Below are 14,963 nucleotides of genomic sequence, written 5' to 3' on the forward strand. Positions count from 1 at the left end.
AAATATGAGTTTCGCAAAAGGTATTTAGCCCGGGATGCACGCGAAACCCGAAAATTCTGTGGTTTGTTGCGAAAAATCCCTCATCTGAGACCAAATGAGGGACAATTTCGCAGCAATCCCTATTTCGCAGCGTTTGCCTGAATGTCTTCCAGCGCGCGCTCGACCTTCTCAATGTCACGGCGCAGTGTTTCATCACTTGCGACCGCGTCTTCAAGTTTACGCACCGCGTAGAGAACTGTCGTGTGGTCACGATTGCCAAAGAACTTACCGATTTGTGGCAGAGAGCGCGTTGTCAGCTTACGGCAAAGATACATCGCAATCTGGCGAGGATAAGCAATCGAACGGCTACGACGCGCAGACTCAATATCTGTCTTCGTAATATCGAAGGCCGTCATCGTTGCACGCTTTACCTGATCGATGGTTGGCGGACGCATTTCACCGATCTGACGGCGAACGGCTGCACTGACATCGTCGAGCGTAACCGGCTGGCCAATAAAGGTCGTTGCAGTGAATACGTTGCAGACCGCACCGTAAAGCTGACGGCCCGGACCTTTTACACGGCTGACGATCAGATTGACGGCATCATCACAAAGCTCGAAGCCCGGATTTTCTGCTGCAATTGTCTGAGCCTTAATACGAACGATCGCGCGGCGCATTTCTTCATCAGGCTCGTCCACCTGAATGAGGACACCACCCTGGAATTCGTCACGAACGCGAGAGTTCAGCGCGCCAAGCTGGGACGGGCTTTCATCAGCAGCGATAACCACCTGACCGCCACGGCCAACAACTGCACGGATATTGCCGAAGAATTCCTTCTGTGTGCCGCCCATGCCGGCAATCGCCTGCAGGTCGTCAATCAGAAGAACATCAGCGCCGCGAAGACGTGATTTCAGGTCAGAAGTGTCACGGCGCTTAACGCCTTCCACGAATGCGACCATGAACTCCTCAGCGCTCATATAGACAACGCTGCGCTCATCGTCTGAGACTTCGATCTGTGACTCAATCGCCTTCAGAAGGTGAGTCTTACCGACACCATGGTGGCCATACAGATAGACGATCTGCGATGGCGTCGCCTGATTGCCCGCAATTTTCGTGCAGACTGTCGCTGCCAGACGGTTAGATTCCGCCACAACGAGATTATCGAACGTGAAATGACGTGCCGGAGCGCGAACGCCAGGCTGCACGACAGGTTCTTCTGTCTTACGTGCAGCACGCTCTGCGCGCGCTTCTTCTGCCAGTGCCCGTACATCAGAAGGAAGATCAGCCCAGCTGCACACCGCTACGCGACGGCCGGATGTATCACGCTCTGCCCAAAGCATGTTGATCTTGTGAATGAAGTCGTTGTTCACACGGTCGCTCTGAATGCCAGTTGGAGCAGCCAGCTGGATGACACCTTCCATGTCAGCGACGAACTCCAGATCCTTCAGCCACTTGCCGAATGATGCCGGTGAAACTTCATTTTTGAGAACTTCAATGACGGACTGCCAGATGACTATAGCTGTTTGAGCCGAGCCTTCTGCGGCCGTTTTTTCAAGTTCGGGAATATTATATTCTTTCATGCCCCGAATGCACCCCTAATTAGTTTGTTATAGCTGTTAACCATAATCTACGCGAGAAGCACAAACCTCCACACATCGGTTTCGAAAAACCGTCGTTATTTACATCTTTGTGCGGACGTTAACTGTGATCTGATCTCAGGATAAATGCCGGGCGATTTTGGTCAATCTGACTTATTTTTCAGAATGCATGTTTTAGGTGCCTATCCCGGCTTGACGCCTAACAAGGTTTTGTAAGTTCTCAAATTTTTCTCACAAAAACATTCACAGCCATTTTGCTCCGAAAGCTTGACTTCCCCGGGCGCCTTGCCTGTCCCGATTCGAAAGTCAACGAATCAATTTCGACTCATTTGTGGATAAATTACCAAGAGTGTCACAAAACTGTTTTTCCCACAGAATTGAGTCCCTTAAAGGTTAATTATCCCCAGGTTGCATGATCTTTAGAAGCACTATTCCACACACAACTCACCCCCTCAAAACGAGGCCGCGCTCAAAAATTTTGCACCCTGCGCGCCAATTATTCATCGCTAAAACCAGGCACAAAAAAAGCGCCCGGTGGGGCGCTTTCCTCAATCAGGCCTGAACATCTCCACGCAGGAGATATCAGTATGTCGCTTAAGCCATTGCGCCTACGCGCTTAGAAAGACGAGACACTTTACGTGAGCTCGTACTCTTGTGCATGAGGCCTTTAGTGACCGCACGCATCAGCTCTGGCTGAGCGTTTTTCAGAGCTTCCTGAGCCGCAGTCTTATCACCGCTCTCAATAGCTTCTTCTACCTTGCGCACATAGGTACGTACACGAGAGCGACGTGCCTTGTTGACTTCAGTCCGGCGCGCAATCTTACGAACCATTTTTTTGGCTGACCGGGTGTTGGCCATGCAATGTCTCCAGTCGGATAAATTCGGAAAGCGGCTTATTATGCTTTTGCAGGCCAGACGTCAACGTCTTTAGCCGGAGATTCTTTGTCCAGCCTGCAAAAACCCGAGTTTATTTGTTTTTAAAGTGCGCGTCGCGCTTCTCAATGAAGGCTTCCATGCCCTCATCCTTGTCTTCTGTCGCAAAAGCAGCGTGGAACAGGCGGCGCTCGAACAATACGCCCTGGCTGAGCGCGGTTTCATAGGCCGCATTCACGCTTTCCTTCACCATCATAGTCACAGGACGGGACTTTGCGTTGATGGAGGCAGCGACTTTCTTAGCCTCATCGATTAGAGAATCGGTTGGCACAACGCGCGCGACCAGTCCGGAGCGTTCTGCCTCTTCAGCATCCATGAAACGACCTGTCAGGCACATTTCCATAGCCTTGGACTTGCCCACAAAGCGCGTCAGGCGCTGCGTACCGCCTGCACCTGGCGGAATGCCGAGGTTGATCTCAGGCTGGCCGAACTTTGCGTTCTCCGCAGCGAGAATGAAATCACACATCATTGCAAGCTCGCAACCACCGCCCAGCGCATAGCCGGACACCGCTGCGATAACCGGCTTGCGACAGCTGGTGACACGTTCCCAGTTTTTAGAGATGAGATTTTTTTGATAGGCGGATGCGAAATCAAAGGCTTTGAGCTCTTTAATATCTGCACCCGCCGCAAACGCCTTTTTAGACCCGGTGATAATGATGCAGCCAATATCTTCATTCGCCTCGAAATCATCGAGCGCGGCTGTCATTTCGTCCATCAGGGTGTTGTTTAGCGCATTCAGATCATCCGGGCGGTTCAGCCGGATAATTCCCGTCTGATCAGAAATCTCGATCAGAAGTGTTTCATAAGCCATAAAGTGTCCTTTTTTGGCGAACAAATGTCAGAGCAAGCGCGAGTTGTTTCGCATGCCGCCCCTGGGTCTGTACGCACCCGGAACCAAGCCGCCGACAGACCATGAAGACGCCAAAGCGTCAACAGATTCATCGATCAGCGCTGGCAATGTGAGCAAAAGAAAGTGGATCGACCAGACTGGACTTTTCGAAGAACAGGTTTTGTGCAGGCGCTGCAAGCTTCGCCCTCGCGGCCATAAACCCTGAAGCTGTGCTGGAAATAGCCGAGCGCGCCGTCTGTGTGTGCATAGTCTTTCAGCGTAGAGCCGCCAGCCTGAATGGCTCGTTCCAGCACCTCTCTCACGCATTGGGCCAACACATCGCACTTCTTTCGCGAGACATTGCCTGCCAGACGATGGGGAGAGATGCCTGCCATGAACAGCGCCTCACACACATATATATTGCCAAGGCCGGCAACGACATGCTGATCGAGCAAAGCGGACTTCACAGGGCTTTTCTTGCCGCGGAACGCTTCATACAGGCTCTCACCGGAGAACGTATTAGAGAGCGGCTCAGGCCCTACCTCAGCGAACGGGTCACCATCAGCCTCACCGAACATCTGCATATAGCCGAACCGCCGCGGATCATTGAACACAATCCGCACGCCCTTCCCGGTCAGAAACTCGACATGGTCATGCTTTGGATTGGTTGCATGCGCGTGCGCAAACTCACCGGGGTTCTGCTGAACTGGTATGTCAGGGTCATGGATGGTGAAGCGGCCTGACATGCCCAGATGCATGACCAGCTTTTCGTTCCGGTCGGTTTCCGCCACCAGAAACTTTGCACGGCGCGACAGGCTGATGATGCGCGCACCTTCAAGACGGTCCGCCATACGTTCGGGAAACGGAAAGCGCAGGTCCGCGCGGTTCAGCGTAACTTTAGAAAGCTCTTCGCCCTCCAGATATGGCTGGAGGCCACGGCGCACGGTTTCGACTTCAGGTAACTCAGGCATGGAAGCCAGTTAGCGACGCCCACACCGAAAGAAAAGAGGCAAGCTGCCGAAGATCAGAACTGGAAATAGACGAAAGGTGCCGATTTCAGAGGATAGAGCGCAAGCGCCAATGCAGCGAGGCACCCCATACCCGCCCAATAGAGTGACGGATTCCGGAACACTGGAAGCTTTGGCAGGCCTTTCAGCTTGTCGGCCTGACTAAACAGGCTGTCGATCACCAGAAGCAGGGGTACACAGAAAGCCACCCATGAGAGGCTCTGCGGACCGCCTTCACGCACACCGATCACACCAGCCCACACAGATAACGTGTCGGACAGGCTTTCAGCACGGAATGGTACCCACGCCGCGAACACGAGCGCAACGGTCAGAACAATACCCACGACGCCTTTCAGAGCAGGCACGAGAGAGCGACCATTCGCGCCGCCCATGACAAACCGATGCACGCTCAGTGCCGCACCATGGATTGCGCCCCAAATAACGAAGCTCCACGCCGCGCCATGCCAGAGGCCGCCCAGCACCATAGTGATCATGAGGTTGCGATAAGTTTTGACTGGCCCTTTACGGTTTCCGCCCAGCGGAATGTAGAGATAATCGCGTAGCCAGAAGGACAGCGACATGTGCCAGCGACGCCAGAACTCGGCGATGGACGGCGAGCTGTAAGGGTCGTTGAAGTTCTTCGGAATGAAATAGCCGAACCAGCGCGCCACGCCGATCGCCATCAGAGAATATCCCGCAAAGTCGAAATAGATTTGCGTACCAAACGCAAAAGTCGCGGCGATCACGGATGGCGTGTCCCACGCGCCAATATCGGCAAACACAGGGTCTACGAATGGCGCGATATTGTCGGCAATCGCGGCCTTATAGATGAAGCCCAGAATAAAGGCCCGCGCACCTGCGGCCAGAAGGGCAGACGAGAACGTCTTCTTCCGGTCGATCTGCATCATGAAGCTCGCGGCGCGCACAATCGGGCCAGCCACCAGCTGCGGGAAGAAAGAGATATAAAGCGCTACGCGCGACAGACGCGTCTCAACCGGAATATCCTTGCGATAAATATCCACCAGATAGGAAATCGCCTGGAAGATATAAAAGCTGATACCGACCGGCAGGATGATGTTCAGCGTCGGCCAGCTCGCACTCATGCCGACAGCGCTCAGCGCTGCAGCCGCGCTTTCAGAGAAGAAGCCGAAATATTTGAACGTGCCCAGCATGACGAGCTGGAAGATGATCGCGCTCCACAGAACGGTCAGCTGCCCGCGCCCCGCATCTGCTCGCTGTTTCATCAGAATACCCGCGAACCACGAGACGAGAATGACCGCGCCAATCAGCGCCAGAAAGCGTACATCCCACCAGCCATAGAACACCGCGCTCGTCACGAGCAGCCAGTGATTACGCCATGACCCGCGCATCAGCCCCCAATAGACGCCCAGAACGACGAGCAGGAAGAGCGGAAAAATTGCCTCGGTGAAGATCATTGAAGCGCCCCCCAGCTTTCAATCTGGCCTGCGAGCCATGTTGTGTAGACGTCTGCGCCTTCCGTCAGAAGATGCTCATGATCGAGCCAGACTTCGCCCTCAAGCTGGGAAAGAAGCTGACGGTCCACCGGCGCAATGCACGGATATTCAGCCAGTTCACCAGCACACAGGCGCGCCACATACTGGCGGTCTTCCGGCGGCAGAACTGGCGGATAGTAATACGCGATACGGCGCACGCCTGCCTCTTGGAGACGCTCACGCTGATCCAGACGGAACAGGCGCGCCCATGACGGCCCGGTTTCCGGATGAATTTCAGCTGGTACGTTGAGCGCCTCGACGATCTCGTCGACGGGCCAGTCAAATGTTTCACGCGGCATGTTCTGCGGATCAAAAGACGGGAACGGCTCTACATCGCCTGCGGCTTCACCCGTCGCGAGCAAACCGATATTGGTCCAATTCATCGCGGCGTGGACCTTTAAAAGCACCCAGTTCTTCACGCAGTCAGCCATGCCGTGGCACGCGCCCTGCGCGAGGCCCTTCATGGACCAGTAAGTCGAGTTCGGATCAAACTGCTCGATGGCACGGTCAGAGAATTTGGCGACGTTAAACACATAGGCCGGATTGCTATCAAAGAGGTCAGCCACCTCCAGAAACACAACATCAGGCGCCATGCCTGTCATCCGCATAAACTGCCAGAGATGGGCATCACGCTCCTGAAGGCTCGCGCCCTGAAGCGAAAGGTTCACAACGCGGTGCGGGTAGCCCGCCGCTCGCAGCTGCTCTGTCAGCGCTTCATCATCAATCGCATTGCGCGAAAAGCTCGCGCCCACAAACACAACGAACGGCGTATCAGGCTCGGCGCGCACCTGCTCGGCGGCATAGGTGACAAACTGGTCGTACTCGGTCGGGCGGGTAATCTCCGCCTGTTCAGAGCCCACCCGTATCGCAAAGCTCGTTACAGCAAAGGCCGACAGGAAGAATGCCAGTCCTGTGAACATGCCCGAACGGCCCGGCGCGCGAAGAGTCCGCGCCAGTATCAGCGCAAGTCCCGCTGTCAGAAGTGCAATCCAGTGCATGTGTATATGCGTCCCGCGTCCACCTTAAATCCCGGCTGACTGTCGCGTAAAAAGACTGAATTGTGGTGATTGCGGGCTCTTAAACTGCGCCGCTCCCATTAACGCTCCGGTAGGAAACCCCGCATTTTAGCCTATTCCCGCGCGAATCCGGCTTTTGCCTCACGCGAAAGTGAGATTTGATAAATGAAGACCGGATTTAGGTATTTGAAATCCACGACGGATTAGGTATACGCAGTGCCCTCTGGTGTGCCGCGTTAGCTCAGCTGGTAGAGCATCGCATTCGTAATGCGGGGGTCAGGTGTTCAAGTCACCTACGCGGCACCATCCGCTTTCGCAAATTTTTCTTCGAAAAATTTCGCTACAGCGCGATAGCGTGTAGCGCGCGAAACGGATGTCGCGCCGAAGCCGAGGCGAAGGCGGACTTTTAAGCCCGGCGGCAGGTCTGCCGCTGTATGGAGTCGGGCCCAAAACATTCGCGCCAGTTGCGCGAATTTAGGAATGAATTATGTTTGATCCCCGCTTCGCTATTGCTTCGCGATGGATCGCGCTCATTTGAAAGTTCGGTCATGCAGCCCGCCGGTTCCCGTGAAGACGGGAACCCATGCTTAAATCTGGCTGCGCGTTGAATTGGTCGATCTAAGCGTGGATACCCGCCTTCGCGGGTATCTGCGGCGTTGAGAGATTTTCGCTCATCCCTGCGCAGGCAGGGATCTGGCGCGACATGGCTGGTCCAGTTTCCCACCTTCGCGGGAATGCGCGAAATATTACGAGCAACGCGAAGGCGCAGGCAGATCGAGCCGGAGGCGAGATAACAATGCCAAGCAGTTTCAAAAAACACCACTATCGCCGCAAGGGGTTCCCTGCCGCGCATGAGTTTTAATTTGAAGATGAATTCAGATAGCGAGTGAAAGATTACAAGCCGCGCGGTCTGGAGGCGGCCATGGATCTTGGGATGTCGTAACGTGCTGACAAGACGGAAATGCCGGTTCTACAGCTTCATCAAAAACAAGAGATACTCGCACTTCAGGCTCAAGATACGCCAACGCGCAGACGATCACACGAGCCAGATGGCTCGCCAGTATCTCGGCGCGTTCAAAGTTTTCGATTGTGGTCTGAAGCCGCTTAATCAGCTCAGCCAATGAGATGAGTTCACAGCATTGAGCCGGCTCTATGTGAGCCCCTGTTTCACGAGAGACAACACGACAGCCCTGAGCGCGCTCTATGCGTGCCGAAGGTGCGCGAGAGCAAACAAAACTATCAGCCCGTTGCCAGATGGGCGTACGCATGGCCTTTGCAGCGAAAGTAAAACCGGCACGCTCCAGCTGGCCCGAAGCCAGCATGCGCACGTAGGCATGTACCATAGCCTCGGATGAGACGACCATTCGCACGAGGTCAAACGGCGCGCGCGTTTCGCCGGACGCCTGAAGCCGCATGCACCAGGCATAAAGCCGCGCAAGGTTCAGCCCAATCAGCTGGCCAATGGTCAGCGATGTGTAGTCAGGAACAGATGATGGCGCGGGGTTCATGCGCGAAGTTTAGGGTAGTGCACGGTGGGGTTGGATTAATTTTTGGGTTTTTAAACTGTCATCCCGGATGCTGTGCAGCATGATAATGATGCACTGCTGATCCGGGACCCGAAACATGCAGTTTCCGGCCATCAGGTCCCGTGTCTGCAGAGCATCGCTTCGCGCTGCACTGCGCACGGGATGACAATGAGATAGCCCCGGAAACCTGAACCCATGCGCGCCGGTTCTTTCTGGTGCATTGCTTCGCCGAATGCACCTTGTCCAATGCGGGCATCGGATTGCGCTCACACTTCAGTGCCTCTACCCGATGCTAAAGCAGATACATAACGTTTTGGTACGTCAAACTTAGATGTCTGAGAAATATCTGCAATCATCAGATCGTATAGTCTATCTAAATGACCAAATATTTTTTTTGAAACTGATTTTCTTACGCTTTGGTCGCTTAAAGCAGTGTCGATCTCGCCCAAGATATTTATTCCGGTATTCCATTCAAGGAAACGCTCTGTGATGATTACATCAACATTTTTGTTTTCATTATAACTCACCGGATACATCGGATAGCAATGAATGCTGGCCTTTCCTTCAGATAGCAATTCAATATCCGCAATCAGGCACGAAACTAAGTGTCGCTCTATGCACCGCGCCGCCGCGCTTTGCCATTGCGTTTTATAATCCAATCTATCGAAAATCTGAACGCAGCTGACAAATGTCTCCCAGTGAGAACCCAAAAAAATACGCCCCTTGAAGGATTTCTGCCCCCCCGCAATCACAACCCTGTCGGACACAAATTCGATCATTAGTTAGCGGAACTCCATTCCGCCGTAGGATGCATTAAGCACAGCGAATGCACCAGAGAAATGAGGCTGAGCAATGCAACGCGGGGGATTACTGCATAGCCTCGTGCGATTGCCCACCGATACCACCTGTCACATTGAAAGCCCGTGGCAGCCGCCCCAGATAGAGGCCTCATCAGCAAGCGGAACGCCGTTCCGCCGTAGGGTGCATTAAGCGCAGCGAATGCACCAGAAAATGACTCGGGCCAATGCATGGCAGGATGCTTCAGTTTATTGTAAGAGCCTCTCTGGTGCATCCGGATTTTGCCCTTGATGCACCCTACCCGATGCAACGCATCAGATTGCTCGGGAGACATGCTGCGAGTATCGGGTCGCGCCGCAAGTGCAGAATAAGTTTTAGTGGTTGAGATTGATCTCACGTCAATGCGAGCATCAGTTTTCCCTTCGGAGGGAAGAAATTATTCTATGATCTCAAACTCGAATTTCCGGCCCGAGCTAAGTGTTTCCTCAACTGCCTGTTTCATCATCAGAACCAATCCATCAAAATCCTTTCCAAGCAAAGATCGTGAGATACCCGCATTTCGCCAAACAATTTTGAAAGGCCGTTCAATAAAGCCGTTTAGTACGTCTCTGAATGCATAAAAGTTTCGTCCATAGAAATCAGGCACCCCTGGACACTCCACGATCCGGTCGTGAAAGTCGCTCAGTGAATGGATTGCCCTCCCATCAATTTCTAAAATCATTTCCAAGGACCTCCGGGATAGGGTTGGAACGTATCATAGTGATCAGTAGAACTCCGTTCCGTCGTAGGGTGCATTAAGCGCCGCGAATGCACCAGAAAAATGATGCGGGGCGACGCAAAACAGCAGACTGCTGCATGCCCCATTCCCATAGCCGGTGCCTGACGATACCACCTGTCACATTGAAAGCCCGCGACAGTCGCCCCAGATAGAGGCCTCATCAGGAGGCCCTACAGTGACGGAGCCTCATCAGGAGGCCCTACAGTGACGGAAAAGCGCCAGCGTTCAGCCGAGCAACGTATCGCAGAAAAGCAGGCAGAGGCCGCCGCAATGGGCGTGGATGAAGCCTACATCTCCGACCTGATTGACGAGTTTTACACCCGTGTCCGGGCGAACGAGACGCTCGGCCCGATTTTCGAAGGCGCTATCGGCGACCATTGGGCGCCGCACTTGTCTACTATGAAGGATTTCTGGTCCAGCATGGTGCTTTCGACAGGCCGCTATCAGGGGCGCCCAATGCCAAAGCACATGGCGCTTAAAGACATTCAGCCAGAGCATTTCGAAACCTGGCTGGAGCTATTTTATCAGACCCTGACAGACACAGCCCCGACCCAGGAGGCCGAGGACTGGTTTATTGATCGTGCGGTGCGCATCGGGAAGAGCTTTCAGCTGGCGCTGTTCTACCGTCCCGATATGCGCGGTGGTGTTGTCGACGCTTAAAGCAGAGGCTTCACCATCATCCAGATGGCCATCGCCATCATCATGATATTTTCCGTCAGCGAGACAAAGCCGAGCGGCACATTGCTGTTGCCGCCCACGCAGGCGCATTTTAGCTCGCGCTTGTCGACATAAACCGCCTTATAGACTGACACCGCTCCAATCGTGCCGATCACTAGCGCGACCGGCGCGGCGATAAAGGTTGCAAAACCTGCGAGCATTAGAATGCCCGCCCAGCCTTCCGCAAACGGATAGATATAGGCGTATGGCACCCATTTGCGCGCGAGCAAATCATAGCCCAGGAACTGACCGGAAAAGCTCGCCAGATCCTGCAGCTTCTGCACGGCCAGCACACACATAGAAATGGCAATGAAATGCTCGATCAGGCGCATACCGATAACCGGCCCAGGTAGCAACCAGCCAAGGGCCGCCGCCATCAGGAAGGTCATTGAGAAGATCGCAATGATCGGCCGGTAAGTCGTTTCACCGGGCTTTACGCGGTCCAGACCGAAATGATCACGCAGAGCATCATAGCCGCCAATGCGCTCGCCTTCGATGAAGGTTTGCGGCGTGGTTTTGACGTCATGTTCGGCTTTGAAGGCGTCAGTCTCTTCGCGCGTGGTCAGATGGTGGTCTTCCACCTCAAACCCTTTGCGCTGGAGCAGGTCCAGTGATTTCAGCCCGTACGGGCAAATATGGCCCGGCATCACCATGCGATACAGCACAGCCTTCTTTTCTGACGACATAAATTTCCCCCTGCAACCGGCCTAAAACTCAGGCACAGGTCGCGCATTCATTTCATCCTGCGTCGTCGCAGGACCATTCCTGTCAATATCTTCGAGCAACCATTTCATCTCCGCGATCTCACGCTTCTGAGCTGCGATAATACCATCTGCCAGCTCCCTGACGCGGAGGTCTTCGATGTCGGCCCGCTCACTTGTGAGCAGGGCAATCGAGTGGTGCGGAATCATTCCGTCCATATATGCCTCGTCGCCCACTGTGGCTTGAGAGCGTACCAACCAGGTCGCTCCGCAGAACATCAGGCCCGCGCCAATGATGATCGCGATATTCGCCCCAGTGTTCGAATACATTCCCAACATGAAGAGCAGCATCACGACAATCATGCTGGCGCCCATTAAGAGAGTCATGAAAAGACGTGTTTCGCTGAAATGGACGTGATCCAGCTCGTAGGTATGCAGATACATCACGACATACATAACCACCATGGATACTGCGATCATGATAAAGAACCGCACGTATCTCTGAGCCACGCTGCTCATCTCTATTCTCCTTCAGGCTGCCTTGCAAAACCAACGCGACAAAAAAGTCATGGTTCCGAAAGACAGCCTCCAAGGCTAATACCAGGCATGAAACCCGATCACGAAAACAGTCTGCTCGGTGTCCTCACCAGCAGCGCTGAGAATGTTTTCGGTTTCACCAAGGCTCCCTTGCCACTCGACGCCCACAAATGGCGCAAACTCACGAACGACATCGTACGCCAGACGCACGCCCAACTGACCATTCGTGAAGCCTTCGCCTGTACCGCGTTCGGGAACGTCCTGCGCTGACCAACCCAGTTCTGCGCGCGGGAGAATATGAAGGCGCTGCGTGAGCATGAGCTCGTATTCAAGCTCCACACCCGCCGTCAGGTCGCCCTCTTCGCTCAGGAAGAACGCGCCATCCATATCAAAACGGTATGGCAGCATGCCCTCAAGGCCGAGCACAGCATGGCTTAAACCATCTGGCTCAAAATCGTGGCGGATACCGGCCTGCATATCCAGATATGGGGAGATTGCGTGCGACCAGAGCGCATGCACTTCTATCTCTTCAAACTCGCTATGATCGAGGCTGTATTCGGCCTCGGTTTTTACAATGAGCTTATTGATGTCACCACCATACCAGATGTCGCCATCAAGCAGGATGACATCCTCATCCTCTCCGGACTGAAGTTCGAAACGGTGAATTTCAACGGCATCCGTTGCCATGCGACCATGGTGATGAACGAGCGCATTTCGCGATTCCTCCATCACCTCTTCACCCCAGATTTCATCGGCCTGCGACCAGAGCGGCGCTTCGCCTTCTGAATGATGATCATGCTGGGCGAGTGCGGGCAGCCCCAACGCAAACGCCCCGAGCACCAGCCCCAAAGTCAAAGAGCGTCTCATCGGTGATGCCCTCCATGGTTATGTTGCTGTGTTGCGGCTGCCTCCGGTTCCGCAGCAGGCATCTGATGACCTGAATGATCCATGCCCTGATGCAGGCTATGGTCCATCTGACCATGATTGGAGTGGTCCATAACCTGATGCTGGCTGTGGTCCATCTGACCGTGGCCGGAATGGTCCATACCCTGATACTGGCTGTGATCCATCTGACCGTGATTGGAATGGTCCATGCCCTGATGCTGCATATGTCGAAACTGTTCATCGCGGCGCGCGGCGCCTGCTGCATCCGGTAGTACGGATACAACCTGCATCATACCCGCCATCATGTGGTAGAGAAGATGACAGTGGAACGCCCAGTCACCCACATGGTCTGCAGAGACATCAAATGAGACTTTCTCTGCAGGCTTCACATTCACCGTATGCTTGCGCGGACGATGATTTCCGCCACCATTCACCAGATCGAAGAACATGCCGTGCAAGTGGATCGGGTGTGTCATCATGGTGTTATTGACGAGCGTCACGCGGACGCGCTCACCCTCTCGCATCTGGATCGCCTCGCGAATGTCAGCGAAACGCACTCCGTCGAAGGACCACATATAGCGTTCCATGTTCGACGTCAGATGGATCTCGATCTCACGGTCTGGCAGTCGTGTATCCGGATTAGGCTCAAGGCTTCGCAACATCTCGTAATTGAGCGTGCGGTGCGGCACATTCTCCAGCCCCAGGCCCGGCTCATTCAACCGGTAAAGTGGCATGGCGTTGATGTTCACAACGCCCGGCCCGACTTCAAGATCAGGGCGCTCGACTGGCCAGTCGCCCGCCTCCTCTGGCGCTGACGCCATGTGCGCGGAATGATCCATACCGCCCATATCGTGTCCCATCGCGCTGTGATCCATGTCGCCTGACATGTCGTGGCCGGAGTGATCCATTGACCCGTGATCCATAGAGCCATGGTCCATGCCGGACATATCATGCCCGATGGAACCATGGTTCATGCCCATATCGCGCATGGTCAGCGTCGGTATTGCGCGAAGCTCCGGTGCCTGTGCCCGCATACCCGGACGTGGTCCGAGCGTCGCAACAGCCTGTCCGGACCGATCAATGCTTTCAGCGACGAACGCATAGGCCTGATCATCCTGTGGTTCGATAATGACATCATAGGTTTCAGCAACGCCCATCTGGAATTCGTCCACCTCGACCGGCTGCACATGAAGCCCGTCCGCCTGAACCACCTTCATTGGCAGCCCCGGAATTCGAACGTTGAAGATAGACATGGCGGACGCGTTGATGATGCGCAGACGTACCCGCTCGCCCGGATTAAACACGCCGTTCCAGTTATCCGCGGTCGAATGGCCGTTAATGAGGAAATGATAAGTCGAGCCTGTCACATCTGCGATATCGCGCGGGCTCATACGCATATGCCCCCACATCGCGCGATCGGACAGCGTTTCTGAGAGGCCGTTTTCATTCGCGTCTTCAAGGAAGTCCGGAATTGTCCGTTCCTGGAAGTTATAGGTGTGACTGACCGTCTTCAGCTTTTCATAGATGCGTTCCGGGCTCTCAAAGCTCCAGTCAGAGAGCACCATCACATATTCCCGATCATACTCGACAGGATCAGCGCCCGCCGGATCAATGATGATCGGACCGTAATGACCGACCTGCTCCTGCAGACCGGAATGGGAGTGATACCAATAGGTGCCGTTTTGCGGGACGGAGAACCGGTAGGTGAAGGTGTCACCCGCGCGAATGCCCGGGAAGCTGACGCCCGGCACACCGTCCATATGGAACGGCACAAGCAGGCCGTGCCAGTGAATGCTGGTGTCGACATCCAGCATGTTGTGGACGCGCAGCGTAATGTCATCGCCTTCACGGAAACGGATCAGCGGCGCAGGCACAGTGCCGTTCACGCCAATCGCCTGCCCTGTGCGGCCATTGATATTGACCGGAAACTCACTGACATGCAGATCGAACTCGGTCGCGCTATGATGCATACGCCCCATATTGCCGTGCGACGCAGATTGCGCCCAGGCAGGAAGAAGGCTGGTGGCGCCGAGCGTGGTGGCAACACCCACGCCGGACTTCAGAAAATGTCGTCGATTAAACATGGAAAACCTCTGTGACGAGAAAACAGGCGCAGGAAAAAGCCCTGCGCGGCCCGGCATCAGA

At 54.5% G+C, this 14,963-nt stretch carries 14 protein-coding genes and 1 tRNA gene; 2 read left to right on the plus strand and 13 right to left on the minus strand.

Features of this window, described 5'->3' with window-relative positions; translation table 11 throughout:
• Positions 1–119: 119 nt before the first annotated feature.
• The 6 genes from dnaA to P1U45_RS01485 all read right to left on the minus strand — a co-directional run bounded on the left by dnaA (position 120) and on the right by P1U45_RS01485 (position 6,858).
• Positions 120–1,559 carry a chromosomal replication initiator protein DnaA gene (dnaA, locus tag P1U45_RS01460; protein ID WP_301057156.1) on the minus strand — a complete coding sequence of 480 codons (1,440 nt, stop codon included), beginning with the start codon at positions 1,557–1,559 and terminating at the stop codon, positions 120–122.
• Positions 1,560–2,171: 612 nt separating this feature from the next.
• Complete coding sequence (rpsT, locus tag P1U45_RS01465; protein ID WP_301057157.1) at positions 2,172–2,435, minus strand: 30S ribosomal protein S20; 264 nt, start codon at positions 2,433–2,435, stop codon at positions 2,172–2,174.
• 109 nt (positions 2,436–2,544) lie between these two features.
• Positions 2,545–3,321: an enoyl-CoA hydratase gene (locus tag P1U45_RS01470; RefSeq protein WP_301057158.1), complete on the minus strand. Its 777-nt coding sequence runs from the start codon at positions 3,319–3,321 to the stop codon at positions 2,545–2,547.
• 134 nt (positions 3,322–3,455) lie between these two features.
• A complete protein-coding gene (mutM, locus tag P1U45_RS01475) occupies positions 3,456–4,310 on the minus strand; it encodes a bifunctional DNA-formamidopyrimidine glycosylase/DNA-(apurinic or apyrimidinic site) lyase (RefSeq protein ID WP_301057159.1) in 855 nt (284 codons plus the stop codon).
• A 53-nt stretch (positions 4,311–4,363) separates the two neighbouring features.
• Complete coding sequence (locus P1U45_RS01480) at positions 4,364–5,782, minus strand: MBOAT family protein (RefSeq protein WP_301057160.1); 1,419 nt, start codon at positions 5,780–5,782, stop codon at positions 4,364–4,366.
• The gene (locus tag P1U45_RS01485) at positions 5,779–6,858 is read right to left on the minus strand and encodes a hypothetical protein (protein WP_301057161.1); all 1,080 of its coding nucleotides are present in this window, start codon (positions 6,856–6,858) and stop codon (positions 5,779–5,781) included. The genes P1U45_RS01480 and P1U45_RS01485 overlap by 4 nt, the downstream gene beginning before the upstream one ends.
• Positions 6,859–7,106: 248 nt before the next feature.
• Between P1U45_RS01485 and P1U45_RS01490 the strand changes: the two genes are divergently transcribed.
• Positions 7,107–7,182, plus strand: a tRNA-Thr gene (locus tag P1U45_RS01490).
• 569 nt (positions 7,183–7,751) lie between these two features.
• Here the strand turns inward: P1U45_RS01490 and P1U45_RS01495 are convergent.
• From P1U45_RS01495 to P1U45_RS16630, 3 genes are all read right to left on the minus strand, one after another.
• Complete coding sequence (locus P1U45_RS01495) at positions 7,752–8,384, minus strand: hypothetical protein (protein ID WP_301057162.1); 633 nt, start codon at positions 8,382–8,384, stop codon at positions 7,752–7,754.
• 284 nt (positions 8,385–8,668) lie between these two features.
• On the minus strand, positions 8,669–9,181 hold the full coding sequence (locus P1U45_RS01500) for a hypothetical protein (protein WP_301057163.1): 513 nt from the start codon (positions 9,179–9,181) through the stop codon (positions 8,669–8,671).
• A gap of 455 nt (positions 9,182–9,636) precedes the next feature.
• Positions 9,637–9,921 carry a barstar family protein gene (locus P1U45_RS16630; RefSeq protein WP_366144960.1) on the minus strand — a complete coding sequence of 95 codons (285 nt, stop codon included), beginning with the start codon at positions 9,919–9,921 and terminating at the stop codon, positions 9,637–9,639.
• A gap of 261 nt (positions 9,922–10,182) precedes the next feature.
• Between P1U45_RS16630 and P1U45_RS01505 the strand changes: the two genes are divergently transcribed.
• Positions 10,183–10,638, plus strand: coding sequence for a group III truncated hemoglobin (locus P1U45_RS01505; RefSeq protein ID WP_301057164.1), 456 nt, complete (start codon positions 10,183–10,185; stop codon positions 10,636–10,638).
• Here P1U45_RS01505 and P1U45_RS01510 read toward each other — a convergent pair.
• The 4 genes from P1U45_RS01510 to P1U45_RS01525 all read right to left on the minus strand — a co-directional run bounded on the left by P1U45_RS01510 (position 10,635) and on the right by P1U45_RS01525 (position 14,902).
• Complete coding sequence (locus P1U45_RS01510; RefSeq protein ID WP_301057165.1) at positions 10,635–11,381, minus strand: glutaredoxin; 747 nt, start codon at positions 11,379–11,381, stop codon at positions 10,635–10,637. The two genes, P1U45_RS01505 and P1U45_RS01510, sit on opposite strands and share 4 nt — an antisense overlap.
• 21 nt (positions 11,382–11,402) lie before the next feature.
• Complete coding sequence (locus tag P1U45_RS01515; RefSeq protein ID WP_301057166.1) at positions 11,403–11,915, minus strand: DUF305 domain-containing protein; 513 nt, start codon at positions 11,913–11,915, stop codon at positions 11,403–11,405.
• Between the two features lie 75 nt (positions 11,916–11,990).
• Positions 11,991–12,800 carry a copper resistance protein B gene (locus P1U45_RS01520; RefSeq protein WP_301057167.1) on the minus strand — a complete coding sequence of 270 codons (810 nt, stop codon included), beginning with the start codon at positions 12,798–12,800 and terminating at the stop codon, positions 11,991–11,993.
• Entirely contained in the window at positions 12,797–14,902 is a 2,106-nt protein-coding gene (locus P1U45_RS01525; RefSeq protein ID WP_301057168.1) for a copper resistance system multicopper oxidase, read from the minus strand. Before P1U45_RS01525 ends, P1U45_RS01520 begins: the two co-directional genes overlap by 4 nt.
• Positions 14,903–14,963 lie beyond the last annotated feature (61 nt).

The sequence above is a fragment of the Ponticaulis sp. genome (genome assembly GCF_029210165.1).
In the GTDB taxonomy this organism is placed as follows: domain Bacteria; phylum Pseudomonadota; class Alphaproteobacteria; order Caulobacterales; family Hyphomonadaceae; genus Ponticaulis.